Source organism: Streptomyces sp. NPDC049954 (assembly GCF_040656295.1).
Classification (GTDB): Bacteria; Actinomycetota; Actinomycetes; order Streptomycetales; family Streptomycetaceae; genus Streptomyces.
On record NZ_JBFALS010000001.1, the window covers coordinates 78,156 to 95,992 of the forward strand.

The 17,837-nt window shown below is 72.4% G+C and carries 17 protein-coding genes; 6 read left to right on the forward strand and 11 right to left on the reverse strand.

Annotated features, from left to right (window positions below; genetic code table 11):
• Positions 1 to 145: 145 nt before the first annotated feature.
• Complete coding sequence (locus tag AB0J21_RS00325; RefSeq protein ID WP_363143484.1) at positions 146 to 538, reverse strand: VOC family protein; 393 nt, start codon at positions 536 to 538, stop codon at positions 146 to 148.
• 65 nt (positions 539 to 603) lie between these two features.
• Positions 604 to 1,536 (reverse strand): NADP-dependent oxidoreductase, encoded by a 933-nt coding sequence (locus AB0J21_RS00330; RefSeq protein WP_363143485.1) that lies wholly within the window; start codon positions 1,534 to 1,536, stop codon positions 604 to 606.
• Positions 1,537 to 1,960: 424 nt separating this feature from the next.
• Here AB0J21_RS00330 and AB0J21_RS00335 point away from each other — a divergent pair, with 424 nt between their 5' ends.
• The 4 genes from AB0J21_RS00335 to AB0J21_RS00350 all read left to right on the forward strand — a co-directional run bounded on the left by AB0J21_RS00335 (position 1,961) and on the right by AB0J21_RS00350 (position 7,004).
• Entirely contained in the window at positions 1,961 to 3,520 is a 1,560-nt protein-coding gene (locus tag AB0J21_RS00335) for a Y4yA family PLP-dependent enzyme (RefSeq protein WP_363143486.1), read from the forward strand.
• Positions 3,510 to 4,829, forward strand: coding sequence for a pyridoxal-phosphate dependent enzyme (locus tag AB0J21_RS00340; protein WP_363143487.1), 1,320 nt, complete (start codon positions 3,510 to 3,512; stop codon positions 4,827 to 4,829). The genes AB0J21_RS00335 and AB0J21_RS00340 overlap by 11 nt, the downstream gene beginning before the upstream one ends.
• A gap of 61 nt (positions 4,830 to 4,890) precedes the next feature.
• Positions 4,891 to 6,114: an aminotransferase class V-fold PLP-dependent enzyme gene (locus tag AB0J21_RS00345; RefSeq protein ID WP_363143488.1), complete on the forward strand. Its 1,224-nt coding sequence runs from the start codon at positions 4,891 to 4,893 to the stop codon at positions 6,112 to 6,114.
• A 134-nt stretch (positions 6,115 to 6,248) separates the two neighbouring features.
• Positions 6,249 to 7,004, forward strand: a complete 756-nt coding sequence (locus tag AB0J21_RS00350) for a class I SAM-dependent methyltransferase (protein WP_363143489.1) — start codon at positions 6,249 to 6,251, stop codon at positions 7,002 to 7,004.
• A gap of 30 nt (positions 7,005 to 7,034) precedes the next feature.
• On the opposite strand, the gene AB0J21_RS00355 is transcribed toward AB0J21_RS00350, so the two are convergent.
• From AB0J21_RS00355 to AB0J21_RS00365, 3 genes are all read right to left on the reverse strand, one after another.
• Positions 7,035 to 7,193, reverse strand: coding sequence for a hypothetical protein (locus tag AB0J21_RS00355; protein WP_363143490.1), 159 nt, complete (start codon positions 7,191 to 7,193; stop codon positions 7,035 to 7,037).
• A 194-nt stretch (positions 7,194 to 7,387) separates the two neighbouring features.
• The gene (locus AB0J21_RS00360) at positions 7,388 to 8,920 is read right to left on the reverse strand and encodes a DEAD/DEAH box helicase (protein WP_363143491.1); all 1,533 of its coding nucleotides are present in this window, start codon (positions 8,918 to 8,920) and stop codon (positions 7,388 to 7,390) included.
• Between the two features lie 309 nt (positions 8,921 to 9,229).
• A complete protein-coding gene (locus tag AB0J21_RS00365; protein WP_363143492.1) occupies positions 9,230 to 9,433 on the reverse strand; it encodes a cold-shock protein in 204 nt (67 codons plus the stop codon).
• A 900-nt stretch (positions 9,434 to 10,333) separates the two neighbouring features.
• Here AB0J21_RS00365 and AB0J21_RS00370 point away from each other — a divergent pair.
• A complete protein-coding gene (locus tag AB0J21_RS00370) occupies positions 10,334 to 10,990 on the forward strand; it encodes a hypothetical protein (protein ID WP_363143493.1) in 657 nt (218 codons plus the stop codon).
• A 33-nt stretch (positions 10,991 to 11,023) separates the two neighbouring features.
• On the opposite strand, the gene AB0J21_RS00375 is transcribed toward AB0J21_RS00370, so the two are convergent.
• The 3 genes from AB0J21_RS00375 to AB0J21_RS00385 all read right to left on the reverse strand — a co-directional run bounded on the left by AB0J21_RS00375 (position 11,024) and on the right by AB0J21_RS00385 (position 14,031).
• Entirely contained in the window at positions 11,024 to 11,977 is a 954-nt protein-coding gene (locus tag AB0J21_RS00375; protein WP_363143494.1) for an NADPH:quinone oxidoreductase family protein, read from the reverse strand.
• 115 nt (positions 11,978 to 12,092) lie between these two features.
• Entirely contained in the window at positions 12,093 to 12,728 is a 636-nt protein-coding gene (locus tag AB0J21_RS00380) for an XRE family transcriptional regulator (protein ID WP_363143495.1), read from the reverse strand.
• 1 nt (position 12,729) lies between these two features.
• Positions 12,730 to 14,031, reverse strand: coding sequence for an alpha/beta fold hydrolase (locus tag AB0J21_RS00385; RefSeq protein ID WP_363143496.1), 1,302 nt, complete (start codon positions 14,029 to 14,031; stop codon positions 12,730 to 12,732).
• Between the two features lie 269 nt (positions 14,032 to 14,300).
• Between AB0J21_RS00385 and AB0J21_RS00390 the strand changes: the two genes are divergently transcribed.
• Positions 14,301 to 15,461 carry a betaine/proline/choline family ABC transporter ATP-binding protein gene (locus tag AB0J21_RS00390; protein ID WP_363143497.1) on the forward strand — a complete coding sequence of 387 codons (1,161 nt, stop codon included), beginning with the start codon at positions 14,301 to 14,303 and terminating at the stop codon, positions 15,459 to 15,461.
• Positions 15,462 to 15,521: 60 nt separating this feature from the next.
• Here AB0J21_RS00390 and AB0J21_RS00395 read toward each other — a convergent pair whose 3' ends face one another.
• The 3 genes from AB0J21_RS00395 to AB0J21_RS00405 are packed head-to-tail and all read right to left on the reverse strand — an operon-like array spanning position 15,522 to position 17,805.
• On the reverse strand, positions 15,522 to 16,469 hold the full coding sequence (locus AB0J21_RS00395) for an ABC transporter substrate-binding protein (RefSeq protein ID WP_363143498.1): 948 nt from the start codon (positions 16,467 to 16,469) through the stop codon (positions 15,522 to 15,524).
• Complete coding sequence (locus AB0J21_RS00400) at positions 16,466 to 17,137, reverse strand: ABC transporter permease subunit (RefSeq protein WP_363143499.1); 672 nt, start codon at positions 17,135 to 17,137, stop codon at positions 16,466 to 16,468. Before AB0J21_RS00400 ends, AB0J21_RS00395 begins: the two co-directional genes overlap by 4 nt.
• The gene (locus AB0J21_RS00405) at positions 17,134 to 17,805 is read right to left on the reverse strand and encodes an ABC transporter permease (protein WP_363143500.1); all 672 of its coding nucleotides are present in this window, start codon (positions 17,803 to 17,805) and stop codon (positions 17,134 to 17,136) included. Before AB0J21_RS00405 ends, AB0J21_RS00400 begins: the two co-directional genes overlap by 4 nt.
• Between the last annotated feature and the right edge of the window lie 32 nt (positions 17,806 to 17,837).

Consider the following 17,837-nt stretch of genomic DNA (forward strand, 5'->3'; position numbering starts at 1 on the left):
GGACGCGTCGCGCCCACCGGCGTCGGCACCCCTCGATGCCCGCCGGTCCGACGCGCCCCCAGCGGCCGAAGGTCGCTCGCGTCCGCCCTGGCGAGCGGGGCTTCCTCCGGGCGGACGGCCGATTCCCGGTCCGCCCGGCCGCCCCCTAGGGGATCTCCTTGTGTACGGCCTCGATGTTGTTGCCGTCGGGATCGGTGACGAACGAACAGTAGGCGCGATACTCGCTCCACGAGCGCGGAGCGTGCCGCGACGTGCCCCCGGCCGCCACCGCAGCCGCGTGAAAGGCGTCGACCGCTTCCCTGCTGCCCGCCGTGAAGGCGATGTGCGCCCCCCGGGTCGCGGCGGCCGCCTCCTCCGCACGCTCCAGGGACAGCGAGGGCGTGTCGGACGCCGGATGCCAGTACTCGGCCACGCCCTCGGCCCGGTAACCGGCGGTGATCCCGAGAGACTCCAACGCGGCGGTGTAGAACCGCTCGCTCGCCTCGAAGTCCGATGCGAAGACGCCCAGGTGATGCACGAAGGAGGTCGGTGCTTCCATGGCGGCCGAGTCTACGGACCGGACCGAGCGGCACACGTCGCCCACACCAGCCCGACCGAGCCCCACTAAGGGATGAGCACGATCTTTCCGTGGGTGTGGCGCTGTTCGAGTTCGGCGAAGGCGTCCTGGACCCGGTCCAGCGGGTAGGTCGCGGCGACCGGGATCTCGACACGTCCGGAGGCGACCAGTTCCGCGAGTTCGCCGAGTACCTCGCGGCTGGAGGCGTCGGCGCTGCCCTTGGCGAGCGCACCGGCCTCCTGCGCCTTCGCGAAGGAGATGATCGTCTCGATCCGGTGCGGCGGGACGCCGAGGTCCAGGGCGAGCTGCACGTACTGGGGGCCGAAGAGGTCAATGAAGGCGTCGACGCCGGTGGGGGCCGCCGCGCGCAGGGCGTCCTCCAGGCCGTCGCCGTACGGGACCGGGGTCGCGCCGTGCCCGGAGAGCCAGTCGGCGTTCGCGGCCGAGGCGATGCCGAGGGTGCGCGCCCCGCGTTCCGCGAGGAGCTGGACGACCACGCTGCCCACGCCGCCGGCCGCCGCCGAGACGGCCACCACCTCGCCGGGCCGCGGCGCCACCGCCTCGACCGCCGCCCAGGCCGTGCACCCCACGATGTACAGGGCCCCCGCGACCTCCCAGCTCAGGGCGGCGGGCTTGCGGATCAGCTGGTCGGTGGGCACGACGACGTGGGTGGCGTGGCTGGAGCGCTGCCACGAGTAGCCGAGCACCTCGTCACCGATCGCGAAGTCCTCGACGCCCGCGCCGAGGGCGGTGACGACACCCGCGAGGTCACTGCCCTGCCCGGAGGGGAAGGTCGACGGGTACACCTCGTGCAGGGCGCCCGAGCGGATGCCGGCCTCCCCGGGGTTGATGCCCGCCGCCCGCACCTCCACGAGCACCTCTCCGGGCGCGGGCTGCGGCACCGGTACCTCGGCGACGTACAGGACGTCCCGGTCGCCGTAGCGGTCGAAACGTACGGCTCGCGCCTGAGTGGTGTGCATGTTCTCTCCCTGGGCGTGGACGAGGGCGCGCTCGGCATTCTGCGGCCGGGGGCACGCCAACGGGACGAACCGCTCCCGATTCTGTCGCCCCCGCCCCTCCCCCGCATCGTCGCGCCCACGTCGTGCGCCGGTGGAACGTGAGGGCGGGCAGAGGCCCTCGCGAGCCAAACTCGGCGACCCAGGCATGGAGGGCCCGCCGCCTGGACATCATCGATATGACAATCATGTCAGAAAGGGGGGTGTCGTCATCCGGTTCGCCTGCGAAACGCCCCGGGACAGCCCCTGGACGGCGCGCGCCCTGCCCCTGTCTCCCGCCCGCGGCCCGTGTCCGGCACGACGCGGTGCGGTGCGGTGCGCAGGACGCGTTCCACGCTGCGAACCCCCCGGCCCGGTCGTGTTTCCCCTCGGAAAGTGAGTGCCCTCCTTGCCCGCCGCCCCCCTGTACCTGGAGCCCAGGCTCGCTCCACGGCTGACGTCGTTACTGGCCTCCGGCGACTTCCTGCACCCCCTGGTGGACGGGCTCGGCACCCCGCTCAACGTGGTGCTGCCCGAGCAGGTCGCCGAGAACGTACGACACTTCCGCTCCGTGTTCCGCCGCCACCACCTGCGCGGTGCCGTGCACTTCGCGCACAAGGCGAACCGGTCGAGCGCCCTGGTGCGCCGTCTCGCGAGCACCGACGCGTCCCTGGACGTCGCCTCCCTGGAGGAGCTTCAGCACGCGCTGTCCTGCGGGTTCACCCCGGAGCGGATCGGTGCGACGGGCCCCAAGGAGCCCGAGTTCCTCTGGCTCGCGGCGCGCACGGGGGTCACGGTGAATGTCGAGGGCGCGGCCGAACTCGACGCGCTGGCCGCTCTCGTGCGCCGTCACCGCCTGCGCCGCGCCCGCGTCCTGCTGCGCCTGTCGGACTTCGCCGGCGAGCGCCCGGGCGGCGGGGTGCGCCTGTTGAGCCGACGCAGCCGGTTCGGTACGCCGGTGAGCGCGCTGGACACTCTGCTGAAGGTCGCGGAGCGCCACCGGGACGCCGTGGAGATCGCGGGAGTCGCCTACCACCTGGACACCACCAGCCTCCAGGAGAAGGCCGCCGCCCTGGAGGGCTGCGTACGGGCGATGAACGAGTGCCTGGAGCACGGACTGCGGCCGACGGTGATCGACATGGGCGGCGGATTCGGCGTCAACTACCTTGCTCACGAGGCGCAGTGGGAGACGTACACGACGCAGCTCACACTGGCCGCGCTCGGCCGCCGGCCGCCGATGACCTGGCGCCGGCACGGCTACGGGCTGAGCAACGACGCGGGCACGCTGCGCGGCAGTCTGGAGCTGTACCCCTCCTACCGGAAGGTGGCCGGCGCGGACTACCTCGACGCGCTGCTCGCGCAGGCCGCCCCTTCGCTGGGCCGTCCGCTCGGCGAGGTCCTGCTGGAGCACCTCTTCGACCTGTCGGTGGAACCGGGCCGCGCTCTGGTCGACCAGTGCGGGGCGACGCTGGCCCGGGTCCTGGAGGTGCGCGGCGGGGACGAGGCGGAGGAGGTGCTCACGGTGCGCCTCGGGATGAACGCGGACGACTGCGCCCTGGAGGAGCACGGCATCCTGCTCGATCCGGTCCTCGTACCGCGCCCCGGAGCGGGGCGGGGGGATACACGCGACGAGGACGGCCGGCCGGTCCGCGTGTACCTGCACGGCAACCTGTGCCTGGAGTCCGACCTGATCACCCGGAGGATCGTGCACCTGCCCCGGCGGCCCGCCCCGGGCGACCTGCTGGCCTTTCCCAACACCGCCGGTTACTGCATGGACTTCAACGCCTCGCACGCCCAACGGCGTCCGCCGGCCCGCAAGGCCGCCGTCCACGACGAGGGCGGCGTCTGGCGCTGGAGTCTCGACGATCTCTACTGGCCCCTGCACGTGCCGGAGGACCCGGCGGCCCCCGCCGCACACCCCCCGGCCGCTTCCACAGCCGACGTTCACGAGGGATTACATGAGGTATGACAGCGTTCTCGACACCATCGGGGACACCCCGTTGGTGCGTATCGATCCGGCTGTGCACGGCCTGCGCAACATCGACCTGTACGCCAAGCTCGAACTCGCCAACCCCTTCGGCTCGCTCAAGGACCGGGCGGCCTGGAACATGGCCCGCCCCGGGCTCGCCTCGGCCGTCGAACAGGGCGGCGGGATCGTGGAGTTGTCGAGCGGGAACACCGCGAAGGCGCTGGCCGTCATCGCCGGGATGCACGGAATCGGCTTCACGAGCGTCACCAACCGCATGAAGATCCCCGAGATCAAAGAACTGCTCCTGCTGCTCGGCGCGGAGATCGAGGAGCTGCCGGGGCAGAGCGAATGCCTTGACCCGAGCGACTCCGACGACCCGCTGACCCTGTTCCACCGGCGCCTGTCCGAGCCGGGCAACCCCGCCCTGCACACCGACCAGTACTTCAACGCGCGCAACGCCGAGGCGCACGAGAGCGGGACGGGGCCGGAGATCGTGGCGGACCTCGACGGACGGGTGCCGGACTGGTTCGTGGCCGGGGTGGGGACGGCCGGCTCCTCGTCCGGGGTGGCCCGGGCGTTTCGGGAGCGGGACCCGAAGGTGCGGGTACTCGGGCTGGTCGCCGGAAAATCGGACTTCGTGCCGGGGATCCGCAACATCGACGAGGTGCAGGAGGTGGGGCTCTTCGACCCGGCGAACTACGACCTGATCGACACGGTCAGCTCCGACGACGCGATCGACGGAATGCTCGTGCTCAACCGCCGTTGCGGCATCCTCGCCGGGCCCACGGGCGGGGCCGCCTACTTCGGCGCGGTGCGCCACCTGCGGGAGGTGGACGCGGGGCTCACCGAACGCGCGACCGCCGTGTTCATCGTGTGCGACCGGGTCGAGAGCTATCTCAGCTACGTGCGCGGGCGGCGCCCCGAACTCCTCGGGCGGCGCCCCACCGGGAACTCCCTCGGCACACTCAGCGAGACGGAACTGAACGCGGCGACGGTCATCGGCGTGAACGAGGCGCAGGAGTGGCTCCTGCACGAACGGCCGCTCGTCGTGGACCTGCGCGGTTCCTACGCGTACGCCGCGCTGCACATCGAGGGGGCGATCAACATCGTCGACGAACTGTTCGAGGAACTGCTGCGCGGCGGCCTGCCGTTCAGTAAGAAGCAGCCCGTCCTGCTGGCCTGTCCGGTCGGGGAGAAGTCCGCCCGGTACGCCGCCCTGCTGAGCCGCATGGGCCATCCCGACGTCCGCAGCCTGTCCGGCGGGATCGTCGCGTGGCGCGACGCGGGCGCGCCGCTGGTCCGCGAGTGAACGCCCGTCCCGGCACGTGCCCTGCCCGTGCTTTTCCGCTCCCCTCAGGAAGTGACGTCCCATGACGATCCCGGGTCCCGCCGCGCCGGAAGCGGCCGCGTCGGACGAACCGTCCGCTTGGCAGCGGGAGGTGCGCGCGCAGTTCCCGATCATCACCGCGCACCCCCGGCTCGCCTACCTCGACAGCGCGGCGACCGCGCAGAAGCCGCAAGCCGTCCTGGACGCGGTGCAGACGTACCTGACGACGTCCAACGCCAACGCGGGCCGGGGCACGTATCCGTGGGCGAACCGGACCACTCGCCTGGTCGAGGAGGTCCGCGAGCGCGTCAAGTCCTTCCTGGACGACCCCGATCCCGCGCACTCGCGGGTGCACTTCGTGAGCGGGACGAGCGAGGGGCTGCGGACCGTCGCGCGTGACTGGCTGGTCGCGGAACTCGTGGACGGCGACGAGATCGTGGTCCCCTTCGCCGACCACGAGGCGAACACGGCGCCGTGGCTGGAGGCCCGCGACCTGCTGGCGGCGCGCGGGGTGCGCGTCACCGTGCACGAGCTGCCCTGCCAGCCCGGCTCGGGGGACTACGACATCCCCGCCCTGACCCGTCTGCTCTCCCCGCGGACCCGGTTCGTGGCCGCGACGCACGTCCACCACGTCTACGGCGGGGACATGAACGTGCACCGCATCCGGGAGGCGGTCGGGCCGGACGTCGTGATCTGTCTCGACGCGGCCCAGAGCATCGGGCATCTCCCGGTCTCCGTAAGGGCGTTGGACGTCGACTTCCTGGTCTTCTCCGGGCACAAGGCGCTGGCTCTGCCCGGCACGGGGGCCGTGTGGTCGCGCGGGCGGCGTGGCGCCCCCTTCGCCCCGGCGGGCTGGGAGGGCACGCCGAACACCGTGGGCGTCGCGAGCCTCGGCGCGGCCCTCGACTGGCTCGACGCGACCGGCCTCGAACGCATCGAACGCTGGACCGTGGACCTCGCGGCGCGCCTGACCGAGGGCCTGCGCTCCCTGCCCGTCTACGAGGTGGTCGGCTGTCAGCTCAGCCTGGCGCGGGACTCCCCCGTACAGCGACGGCACGGCATCGTGACCTTCCGGCACGGGGACATCGACGCGGCTGACCTCGGATTCATCCTGTTCAGCCACGGCTTCATGGTGCGGGCGGACGCGCTGTGCCAGGCGAGCGGCGGAGAGAAGCGCCGTTCCGTACGGGTGAGCCTGCACGCGTACAACACTCCTGCGGAGATCGACCGGCTGCTGGAGGTGCTCGCCGGGCTGACTCCGCACTGACCCGCGCGGCCTCTTGGGGCGTCACCCGTTTGCCGCCTCGCCGATTTGCGCCTTCCCCAGCTTTTGGAAATGATTTTCACCTGTAGATTCGGGGTCTGTGCGCACGGACGACACGGTAGAGGTGGTAGAGCAAGATGAGTGTGAGCATGCCGACGGCCGCACGGTGGGTGAACCGCTGGGAGCAACAGCAGCAGCGGTACGCCATCGACCGGGAGGAACGCTTCGTCGTCGTCGCCGACGTGGTGGAGCACGTCACGGCGGGCCAGGACCGGCCGCGGGTACTGGACCTGGGCTGCGGCCCGGGTTCGCTCCCGGCCCGCCTCGTACGGCGGCTGCCGGGGGCCGAGATCGTCGCCGTCGACATGGACCCGGTCCTGCTCGAACTCGCCCGCGCCCGGCATCCGGACGCCGCGCGTTACGTCGAGGCGGTCATCGGCGAGCCGGGCTGGACCGAGCGTCTCGCCCTGTCCGGGCCGCTGGACGCCGTCGTCTCCACCACCGCCCTGCACTACCTGTCCGAACCGGTACTGCGGCGCACCTACGCGCGGCTGACCGGACTGCTGCGGTCCGGCGGGGTGCTCATCAACGCGGACCACCTCTCGCAGGACGCGCTCGGCGTCGCCGAGATCGCCGCGTACGTGGGGACCCGGCGGGCGGAGCGCAAACACGCCTTCGACCACGAGGACTGGGAGACCTGGTGGGCGGAGGCGGAGCGCGATCCCGAACTCACCGACCTGTGCGCACGCCGCCGCACGGGCTCCTCGGCCGGCAACGCCGGTTCGCTCACCCTGGCCCGGCACGTGGAACTGCTGCGCGAGGCCGGGTTCGGCCCGGCGAGCCCGGTGTGGCAGGTGGGCAACAGCTACGTCCTGGTCGCCGTCAAGGAGTGATCGCGGGACGTCGTGCCTGCCCGGCGCGGGTCAGCCCGCGGTCAGGTAGACGCCGCCCGCCACCACGATCACCGCGAAGACGAGGAAGACGCCGAGGAAGAGCAGCAGCTTGCCGACGGCGGGAGCGGGCTCGTAGGAGCGCGGCGCCGGGGCCTCGCCCGGCTCCGGGGGCGGGTCCGTCGAGGTCACGGCCGGTCCTCTCGTCATGGCGGTGGGACGCCCGTGGCCGGGAGGCCGTCGGCGGGGGCCGAGAGGTACCCCGGTCCCACCTCTCACCGTACGACGCGCCCTCCGCGAGCCCGACAGCGGCTCCCGCCCCGGGAACGCGAACGTCCGCGGCGCCCCGGGAAGTGGGGGCGCCGCGGACGGTGGGCGATTTCCGGTCAGGCGGCGTCGCGCCGCACCCGCGCGGCCTTGCGCGCCTCGGCGGTCTGCCGGGCCTCCGACACCCGTCGCGAGGAGCCACCGGAGCGGCCCGGCCTGCTGCCCATGCCGCGGAAGGGGGCGCCGCCCCGCTGGCGGGGCCGCTCGGCGGCGACCGGCGCGGCGATGACGGGCACCCCGGAGGGCGCCTTGGCCCCGGTGATCCGGCTCAGCTCGGCCTCACCGGAGTGGACCTGGGTGACCTGCGGGGTGATCCCGGCGGCGACCATCAGACGGGTCATCTCACGCCGCTGGTTGGGCAGGACGAGTGTGACGACGCTGCCGGACTCCCCGGCCCGGGCGGTACGGCCGCCCCGGTGCAGGTAGTCCTTGTGGTCGGTGGGCGGGTCGACGTTGACGACGAGGTCCAGGTTGTCGACGTGGATGCCCCGGGCGGCCACGTTGGTGGCGACGAGCGCGGTGACGTTGCCGTTCTTGAACTGGGCGAGCGTGCGGGTGCGCTGCGGCTGGGACTTCCCGCCGTGGAGCGCGGCCGCCCGGACACCGCTGTTCAGGAGGTGCTTGGTGAGCTGGTCGACGGCGTGCTTGGTGTCGAGGAAGAGCATGACGCGTCCGTCGCGGGCCGCGATCTCGGTGATCGTGGCGTACTTGTCGGCGTTCTGCACGTGCAGGAGGTGGTGCTCCATGGTGGTGACCGCGCCCGCCGAGGGGTCCACGGAGTGGACCACCGGGTCGTTGAGGTAGCGGCGCACCAGCAGGTCGACGTTGCGGTCCAGGGTCGCCGAGAACAGCATGCGCTGTCCGCCCGGACGGACCTGGTCGAGCAGCTCGGTGACCTGCGGCATGAAGCCCATGTCGGCCATCTGGTCGGCCTCGTCGAGGACGGTGATACTCACCTGGTCGAGGCGGCAGTCCTTGCGCTCGATGAGGTCCTTGAGCCGCCCGGGGGTGGCCACGACGACCTCCGCCCCGGAACGCAGCGCGCCCGCCTGCCGGCCGATCGACATGCCGCCCACAACCGTGGCCATGCGCAGCCTGAGCGAGCGGGCGTAGGGGGTGAGCGCGTCGGTGACCTGCTGGGCCAGTTCCCGGGTGGGGACGAGGATCAGGGCGAGCGGCTGTCGCGCCTCGGCGCGGCGCCCCGCCGTACGGGCCAGCAGCGCGAGCCCGAAGGCGAGGGTCTTGCCGGAACCGGTGCGGCCCCGGCCCAGGACGTCCCGGCCGGCGAGCGTGTTGGGCAGGGTGGCGGCCTGGATCGGGAAGGGCTGGGTGACGCCGACGGCGCTGAGCGTGGCGAGCAGCTCGGCCGGCATGTCGAGGGCGGCGAAGTCCTCCACCGGGGGGAGCGCGGGCGTCACGGTGACGGGAAGAGCGAACTCTCCCTGCACCGAGGGACGCCGGCCGTGGCCGCCGGAGCGGTTGCCGGGCCGGCCCTGTCCCTGGCCCTGCGGGCGGAAACGGGCACCCCGGTCCCCACCGCCGGAGCGGCGCGGATTGGAATAGCGGTCGTTCGTGCGAGATGAGCGGTTCACAGAGAACCTTTCCTCGATATGGCACGTATCGAGGAATTCCCGGCGAGTACGCGCCGCATGAATCACAAGAACGAGCCGGACAAACAGAAGGAGCGGCAGCGGCGGACCGGAACGGCCCGCAGTGACGCGGTGCGCCGGACTGTCGCATTCCACCGGATCGGTGAGTGCGGCGCGGTCGGGCGCGGAGAGGGGCACACGCAGTGGCGTGTCACCGCCCTCGGTACACCTTACGGGGCGCGGCCCCGAAAACGGCAATGGGCTGGGGCCCGCACCACGGGTGCGGGCCCCAGCCGAGTCCTTCGCCAGGTGTCAGGCGGGGACGATGTTCTCCGCCTGCGGGCCCTTCTGGCCCTGCGTGACGTCGAAGTTCACCTTCTGGCCCTCCGTGAGCTCACGGAAGCCCTGGGTGGCGATGTTCGAGTAGTGGGCGAAGACGTCGGGGCCGCCACCCTCCTGCTCGATGAAGCCGAAGCCCTTTTCGCTGTTGAACCACTTCACGGTACCGGAAGCCATGTGCATCTCCTTCGGAGCAGTGTCCGGTACCCGCACTTTACGGGCACCGATGTCGCCGCAATGTGCCCCGTCCGGAGAAAATCACCAGAAATACAAAAGTGCCCGGCCGCCGAAACGGCCGAAGGCACTTGAAGTTTATGGGAACCACAACTGCAACTGGATCAAGATTAGCACGGCTGGGCCGCCGTGGCACGGCGTACCTGCCGTGAGTTTTCGGTCCACCGCGAATCCTGCCCGCACTGGCAAGATTTTCTGATGCGGCAAGGACAGATTTGATGTGCCGCCCCGGGGAATCCTTGCGGGATGGCCCGGAATCCCCGGGAATCGGCGCATCCGAGGAGCGAGGGCCGCCGCCAGGACCCTCCGCCCCCTGAGGTGGGCCCGGCGGGTCGAGCGGTCCCCCACTCGGCGTGTCGGCGGGGCGGCCGGGTGGCCGGCCCCCGCCCCGGGCACAGGACACACCGGCAGACACACTGTGCACAGTGCAGAATGGTCAGGCCGAATTGCTTTTCCCAGAGTTCCGCCCGACAGGGCGCCGGCGCTCGCCCCGTCTTCACGGCACCGCCCTCCGGATTCCCTCCTTCCGCATTAGCCGGCGACTGTCGGCCCCGGCTCGGCGTCCAGCGAAAGGACGAGGTCACGGACACTTTCCGTGAAGCTCTGCGGTCCGGTGGCGGATATCGGCCGTCCGCCCGGCAATTGCCGCGCAAATGTGGCGGGAATTGAGCGGAGTTCGCTGTCCCGGGCGCTGGATAATCATGGCCCGACGAGGGATTCGCGCCCCGGACGGCCTCGTGCGCAACGGCAGCCTCTTCGGCAGCTGTTCCTTCGGCGGAAAGCGGACCGCCTGCGCCCGCAGGTGACAGGGCCGGTTGTCGACGCGAAGGACTGCCTGCTGCCATGCACGAAGAATTCCTGTGCCACGTCACCGCCTACGGCGTGAGCGGCGGTGTCCGGGTGGGCGTGCCGCTCGGTGTCTACCGCGCCCCCTCCCTGCCGTTGGCGGTCGCGTGGCTCAGGGAACGTGCCGAGTGGCTGGCCCGGCTGCTGGACCCGGAGCCCGACGCCCCGTGGCTGCCGGCCGGCTCACTGATCGAGGCCGCCGAACGGGCCTGGGCGGTGCCGGACGCGCTGCGGGCGTGGAGCAGCGACATCGACGGGCACTTACGGCTCGCCGAGGACTTACTGGCCGGAGAGCTCGTCGAGGTCCGTTGGCACGACGAGTCCGTCGAGTACGAACTGCTCGCCGAGTCGGTGGACGCGGCCCGGATGCGCCGGGTGAGTCCGCCTCCCACGAACACGGGGGCCGGCGCCGGACCCGGCGAGGTGCTCGGTGAGGACACGAAGCGGCGCGCGGCCGCCGCGGCCGCGGTGGAGGAGAGCGCGACGCTGAAGTTCGCGGCGGTACGGCTGGAGGCACGCAGCCGGGGCCCGAACTCGTACTTCGGTCTGCGGGTGCCCGCCCCCGCACGCACCCCGGAACCGCAGCGGGGTGGGCGGGCCGGCCGGAGCGGTGGCCTGCGTCTGCGGGAGCGGCTCAGCCGCAGGAGGAACTGAGGCTCCGTGCCGCTCCCGTCCCGGTGCGAGCGCTCAGGGGATGACGCAGATGCGGCCGGTGCTGGCGCCGTCCGCGACCTTCTGCACGGCCTCGGCCGCCTGCTCCAGCGGGAGGCGCGCGGAGACCAGCGGGGCGATGGCGCCCTCGGCGGCGAGTTTCGTCAGTTCCCGGTGGCACGCGCCGATCGCCGCGGGATCGTGCCGGGCGTACAGCCCCCAGTGCAGCCCGAGGATCGAGTAGTTCTTCACCATGGCGTGGTTGAGCGCGGGCGCCGGGATGGTGCCGCTGGTGAAGCCGACGATCACGATGCGCCCCTCGAAGGCCACGCACTTGGCGGACTTCGTGTAGGCGTCGCCGCCCACCGGGTCGTAGACGACGTCGGCGCCGCGGCCACCGGTGAACTCCTTGACCCCGGCGATCAGGTCGTCCGTGTGCCGGTCCAGCACGAGGTCGCAGCCCAGTTCACGGGCGGTCCGCGCCTTCTCGGGGCCACCGACGACGCCGATCACCTTCGCGCCGGCCGCCCTGCCCAGCTGGACGGCCGCACTGCCGACCCCACCGGCCGCGGCGTGCACGAGCAGCGTCTCGCCGGGCCGGATCGCGGCTCGGCGGTGCAGCCCGAACCAGCCCGTCTGGTAGCCGATGTGCAGGGCGGCGGCCTGCGCGTCGTCCAGGGAGTCGGGGGCGGGCAGCGTGGCCGCCTCCTCCATGACCGCGTAGTCGGCGAAGCCGCCGTACGGGAGGGCGGGCGTTCCGATGACCCGTCGTCCGTCCTCGGTGAGACCGCACAGCTCCACTCCTGGCGTGAACGGCAGGGGCGGCCTGATCTGGTACTGGCCCCGGCACAGCAGCGCGTCGGGGAAGTTGACGTTGGCGGCGCTCACCCGCACGAGCAGTTGCCCGGGCCCCGGCACGGGCCGCTCCACCTCCGCCAGCCGCATCGACTCGACCGGTTCGCCCGTCTCCCGCACCTGCCATGCCCGCATCGGATCTCCCAGCGCCTTCGGGGGTGTGTCCTCGCTCGGCATACTAAGCGGTCGGTAAGGCGCCCGGGAAGGCCTCTGGAAGAGCGCGGGGACCGGGCCCCGCGCCACTCCCCTCTCAGTCCGCCGTACGGCTCTTCGGGCGAGCCCGGACGTGCATGCGCTCGCCCTGCGGGCCGAAGAGGCTGAGCAGTTCGACGGGGCGGTCCTCGGCGGGCCCGAACCAGTGCGGCAGGCGGGTGTCGAACTCGGCCACCTCCCCCGGGTCCAGGACCAGGTCGTGCTCGGCGAGCACCAGCCGGAGTCTGCCGTGGAGCACGTACAGCCACTCGTACCCCTCGTGGGTGCGGGTGTCCGGCTCCTCCATGCCTTCGATGACCATGCGGTAGGCCTGGAGTCCGCCGGGGTGGCGACTGAGCGGGTACATCCTGCGGTTGTGCCGCAGGATCGGTTCGGCGCGCACCCGGGGGTCGGCCACGGGCCGGGTGCCGACGAGTTCGTCGAGGGCGACCTGGTGGGCCCGGGCCAGGGACAGCAGGAGTTCCAGGGTGGGCCGGCGCAGCCCCGACTCCAGCCGGGAGAGCGTCGAGACGGAGATCCCGGTCGTCTCGGACAGCTCGGCGAGGGTCGCGCCACTTTCCTTGCGCAACCGGCGCAGGCGGGGGCCGACCCCGGCCAGGACGTCCTGCGCCGCGCGGGCCTCCTGGACGTGGTCCGGTGCCTCGCCCGGGCCGGTCGGCCACCTCTCGCTCATGTCACATGTCCCCGCGCACGAGCCCCAGCAGCCGGTCGAGGACCCGCTCGCCACCGGCGCGCAGCCCGTCGTGCTCGAACTCGTCGGTGACCCAGGTGCGCAGCCCCTTGACGGTGCGCGCGGTGCGCAGGGAGTGGGCGGTGTCCACGTACATGTCGTCGTGGTAGACGGCGGCGGCCACCGGCACCTCGTTGCGCTCCAGGCGCGCGGGGTCGTACAGCGGGGCCCAGTCGGTGCGCTGTGCGAGCAGTTCGGCGGTCTCGCGCAGCGGGGCGAGGGAGGGATCGCAGTGGAAGGCCCAGGGGTGCACCGACTCTCCGGTGAACAGGACGGGCGTGTGGGAGGCGAGGGCCTTCTCGGCGTCGAACTGCGGGAACTCTGCGCGCACCCGTTCGGCGGCCCAGCCGGTGGGGCGGTGGTCCTGGGCGTAGATCGCCTCGTGCAGAAGGGCGTACAGCGGGTGGGCGGCGTAGGAGAGCGCGGCCTGCGCCGCCTCCTGGAAGGCGTCGGAGAGCTTGGGCCCGGTGGCCGTCCGCACGAAGGCGTTCTCCAGCAGGTAGTGCAGACGGTGGCTGCCGTCGCCGCCGCCGAGCATGATGCCGAGGGACTGGAACGCCTCGACGGTGAGGCGGTATCCGCCGTTGAGCACCGGCCGGTACTCGGCGAGGTGTTCGGCGATGCGGCGGACCCGGTCCACGTCCTGCGGGTAGCGGGCGTAGTGCGCGGTGACCTTGCGCTCGATCCTCGGGTACGCGGCGCGGTACACGTCGTCGGCGTGCGCGTCGAGGGAGGGCAGACCGCCGGTGAGCAGGGCCGCGCTCAGCCCCTCGGGCGCGCTGGAGAGGTAGCGCGTGACACAGAAACCGCCGAAGCTCTGGCCGAGCACGGTCCAGGGGGCGCCGCCGGTGAGGGTCTCGCGGATCAGCTCGCAGTCGCGCACGATCGCGTCGGAGCGGAAGTGGGCGAGGTAGTCGGCCTGCTCGCGCGGTCCGCCGCGCAGGGGCAGGGTCTGCCGGTCGGCGGGGGTGGACCGCCCGGTTCCGCGCTGGTCGAGAAGGAGGACCCGGTAGTCCTTCAGGGCCCGGCCGAGCCAGGCCTCCCGGCCCACGAACCGCTTGGCCCCGAAGCCGGGGCCGCCCTCCAGGTACACGAGCCAGGGGCGTTCGCCCGCACCCCGGTCGGTGGCGACGACCTCGCGGCCGTACACCTCGATCTGCTCGCCCTCGGGCCGGTCGTGGTCGAGGGGGACGGTGAAGAGCCGGTCGGTGAGGACGACTCCGGGCTGGCGGTAGGTGGCGGCCATGGTGCTCCTGCGGTGGCGGTGGTGGTGCGCGGACCTCCCAGTTCAGCACATGCCCGCCGCCCGCTCCTCCCCCGGCCGCCCGGTGTGCCCCGCGCCCTCGTGCGCGCGCACCTGATGCCGCATCGGGCGATGCGTGCTTACGCTGACGGGCAGCCGTTGATCGACGAGGGAGCCGCGATGCGCGTCGCTCTGTTCCTGACCTGTGGGCACGCCTCTCTCTCCCCCCGGGCGGGGCCGTACGCCCGGTGGCGTGTGAGGGGCGGGCCGCGGTGATCCGCTTCGACCGGGTCGGCAAGCGCTACCCGGACGGCACGGACGCCGTCCACGATCTCTCCTTCGAGGTGGACGAGGGCGAGCTGGTCACCCTCGTCGGCCCCTCGGGCTGCGGAAAGACCACCACGATGATGATGGTCAACCGGCTCATCGAGCCCACCTCGGGCCGCATCGAGGTGGCCGGCGAGGACGTGATGTCCGTGGACCCGGTGCGGCTGCGGAGGCGCATCGGCTACGTCATCCAGCAGGTCGGCCTGTTCCCGCACCGCACGGTCCTCGACAACACGGCGACCGTCCCCGAGCTGGTCGGCTGGAAGCGCTCGCGGGCCCGCTCCCGGGCCGCCGAGCTGCTCGACCTCGTGGGGCTCGACCCGAAGACGTACGGCGGGCGCTATCCCGGGCAGTTGTCGGGCGGCCAGCGTCAGCGCGTCGGGGTGGCCAGGGCGCTGGCCGCCGATCCGCCGGTGCTGCTCATGGACGAGCCCTTCGGCGCGGTCGACCCCGTGGTGCGGGAGAGGCTCCAGAACCAGTTCCTCGACCTCCAGCGTTCCCTGCGCAAGACGGTGCTGCTGGTGACGCACGACATCGAGGAGGCGGTACGGCTCGGCGACCGGATGGCGGTGTACGGGCCCGGGAGGATCGAGCAGTACGACACGCCCGCGACGGTCCTGGGCCGCCCGGCGAGCGCGTACGTGGCGGAGTTCGTCGGCGCCGACCGCGGGTTGAAGCGGCTGTCGGTCACCGAGGTGCGCCCCGACGACCTGGAGGAGCCGCCGGTCGCGCGCTGCGCGGAGCCCGCCCGGCACGCGGCCGACCGGATGCGCGCCGAGGGGGCCCGCTGGGCCGTCGTGCTGGACGACGGGGGCGAACTGCACGGCTGGGTGGGTCTGGAGGAGGTCGCGCGCGCCGAGGGGCGCACGGTCGGCGACCTCGCCCACCGCATGAACGCGTGGGTCCCGGTCGGCTCACCGCTCAAGCAGGCTTTCGGGGTGATGCTCCAGCACGACGCCGGCTGGGTCGCGGTGCTGGACGGGGCCCGCTTCCTCGGGGTGCTCACCCCGGCGAAGCTGCACGAGGCGCTGCGCCGCTCGGTGGACGCGGACGCGCGCGGTGTGGGCCGCGAGGAGGTGGCCTTCGACTCGGTCTCGGACGCCTGAGCCACGCTGCGGGTTCTCCGCGGTCGTCGGGGGCCCTTGTGAGCGCGGGTGCGGGCGCCGTCAGACGAGGTGCTTGCTCCTGAGGTAGTCGCGGGCGACGTCCTGCGGCAGCCGGCGCCAGCTGTCCACGCGCCGGTTGAGGTCGGCCAGGTCGGCGGTGGTGAGGACGGCGCCCAGCCGGCCGAGGGCCTTCGCGATCCGCGCGGAGCCGGCTTGCGCGCGGTTGACGACGGGCACGAGGTAGTCGGCGTTCTGCAGCTTGCGGTCGTCCTTGAGCAGGACGAGCCCGAAGTCGGGGAGGGTCGCGTCGGTCGTGGTCGTCGCGACCATCTGGGCGGTGCCGTCCTGCACGGCCTTCTTCGCCTGGGTGGTGCCGAGGCCCTTGGGGTCGATGCCGGTGATGTCGATGCCGTAGGTCTTGCGCAGTCCGGGGGCGCAGTAGGGGCGGGTCGCGCATTCGTCGCCGGCCGCGATCCGTACCCGCAGCCCGGAGCGGCCCAGGTCGCTGAGCGTGCGAAGCCGGTGCTCGCGCGCCCAGGCGGCGGAGACGGCGTAGGCGTTCTGGTCGACGGCGCGGCCCGGGTCGAGGACGCTCAGGCCGCGCGGGGCGGCCAGCCGGCGCAGTGCGCGCATCGTGGTGTCGAGGTCCGGTGAGCCCACCGGGGGTGCGTCCGCTCCGTTCTTCTTGGTGTGCAGCCAGTCGGCGAAGGTCGCCGCGTACTCGGGGACGACGTCGATCTGCCCGGACTCCAGAGCGGGTTCGTACAGTTCGCGGTTGGAGACGGTGATGGTCTCGGTGCCGTACCCGGCCTCGCGCAGCAGCAGGGCGTACATCTGGGCGAGCAGATCGCTCTCGGTGAAGCCGGCCGAGCCGATGGTGAGGTGCTTGTTGTCGCCGGGCGGGGCGGTGACCTCGCCGCGGTTCTCCAGCGAGGGCCCGGTCGAGCAGCCGGCGAACAGGAACAGGACGGCGAGGACGACCACGGCGAGCGTGTTGCGCGGGCTCATGCCGGCGCCCTCCCCCGGCGCGGCAGGAGGCGTTCCGCGAGAGCGAAGGCGCCCTCCACGAGCAGCGCGAAGACGGCGACGAGCACGGCGCCGGCGACGACCTGCGGGGTGGAGGCGAGGTTGAACCCGGCGGTGATGATCCGCCCCAGTCCGCCGCCGCCCGCGAGCGCGGCGATGGTCGCCGTGGCCACGAGCTGGACGGCGGCGACGCGTACGCCGGTGAGGATGAGCGGCAGGGCGAGGGGGACTTCGACGCGACGCAGCATCTGGGTGCCCGTCATCCCCATGCCGCGGGCGGCGCGCACGATCTCCCGGTCGACGCCGCGCATACCGACGTAGGCGTTGGTGAGCAGCGGCGGCAGGGCGAACAGGACGAGTGCGACGACGGTGGGGCCTTCGCTCCAGCGGCCGACCGGGGTCAGCAGGAGCAGGACCAGCACGGCGAAGGTGGGGACGGCCCGGCCGATGTTGGACAGGTTGACGGCCAGGGCGCCGCCCTTGCCGAGGTGGCCGAGGACGAGGGCGACGGGCAGCGCGATCAGGCAGCTGACGGCCAGGCACACCACGGTCAGCACGGCGTGTTCGAGCAGGCGGTGGCCGATGCCGTTCTCCCCGGCCCAGTGCGCGGAGTCGGTGAGCCAGTCCCAGGAGTCGCCGAGGGTCTTCATACGCGGGTCCACGGGGTGAGCAGCCGCTGGGCCAGGAGCAGCACCAGGTCGGCGAGGACGGCGATCACGACGCACAGCACGGAGGCGGTGAGGACCTGTGCCTTGAAGAAAGTGTTCATCCCGGAGTAGATGAGGTTGCCGAGTCCCCCGAAGCCGACGATGGCACCGACGGTGACGAGGGAGACCGCCGAGACCGCCGCGATCCGCAGGCCCGCCATGGACGCGGGCAGGGCGAGGGGCAGTTCCACGGTGAGCAGGAGCCGTACGGGTCCGTATCCCATGCCGCGGGCCGCCTGCCGGGTCTCCTCGGGCACGGCGCGCAGTCCGGCGAGGATGTTGCGCACCAGCAGCGTCAGTGAGTAGAGGACGAGTCCGGCGACGACGAGGGTCGCGGAGAGCCCGTAGAGCGGCAGCAGCAGTGAGAACATGGCCAGCGACGGGATCGTGTAGAGGACGGTGGTGGCGGCGAGCACGGGCCCGGCCGCCCAGCCCCAGCGCCGGGCGAGTACGGCGAGCGGTACGGCGATGACGAGGGCGATGCCGACGGAGACCGCCGTCAGTTCGACGTGCTGCACGACGGCGTCGAGCAGGATGTGCCGCCGGGTGCTCAGGTACTCCCCGCAGATCCACTCGTTGCGCGCGAGGCAGTCGTCGGGGGTGGCTCTCACCCGTTCATTGCACCGGCGTGGGCGCCGCGCGT

Excerpts from the sequence above, each read along its gene's own strand:
- AB0J21_RS00350 (WP_363143489.1), top strand. The coding sequence starts at position 6,249 with ATGAGTGTGAGCATGCCGACGGCCGCACGGTGGGTGAACCGCTGGGAG.
- AB0J21_RS00385 (WP_363143496.1), bottom strand. The coding sequence starts at position 14,031 with ATGGCCGCCACCTACCGCCAGCCCGGAGTCGTCCTCACCGACCGGCTC.
- AB0J21_RS00375 (WP_363143494.1), bottom strand. The coding sequence starts at position 11,977 with ATGCGGGCATGGCAGGTGCGGGAGACGGGCGAACCGGTCGAGTCGATG.
- AB0J21_RS00330 (WP_363143485.1), bottom strand. The coding sequence starts at position 1,536 with ATGCACACCACTCAGGCGCGAGCCGTACGTTTCGACCGCTACGGCGAC.
- AB0J21_RS00380 (WP_363143495.1), bottom strand. The coding sequence starts at position 12,728 with ATGAGCGAGAGGTGGCCGACCGGCCCGGGCGAGGCACCGGACCACGTC.
- AB0J21_RS00400 (WP_363143499.1), bottom strand. The coding sequence starts at position 17,137 with ATGAAGACCCTCGGCGACTCCTGGGACTGGCTCACCGACTCCGCGCAC.
- AB0J21_RS00370 (WP_363143493.1), top strand. The coding sequence starts at position 10,334 with ATGCACGAAGAATTCCTGTGCCACGTCACCGCCTACGGCGTGAGCGGC.
- AB0J21_RS00345 (WP_363143488.1), top strand. The coding sequence starts at position 4,891 with ATGACGATCCCGGGTCCCGCCGCGCCGGAAGCGGCCGCGTCGGACGAA.
- AB0J21_RS00340 (WP_363143487.1), top strand. The coding sequence starts at position 3,510 with ATGAGGTATGACAGCGTTCTCGACACCATCGGGGACACCCCGTTGGTG.
- AB0J21_RS00395 (WP_363143498.1), bottom strand. The coding sequence starts at position 16,469 with ATGAGCCCGCGCAACACGCTCGCCGTGGTCGTCCTCGCCGTCCTGTTC.
- AB0J21_RS00365 (WP_363143492.1), bottom strand. The coding sequence starts at position 9,433 with ATGGCTTCCGGTACCGTGAAGTGGTTCAACAGCGAAAAGGGCTTCGGC.
- AB0J21_RS00325 (WP_363143484.1), bottom strand. The coding sequence starts at position 538 with ATGGAAGCACCGACCTCCTTCGTGCATCACCTGGGCGTCTTCGCATCG.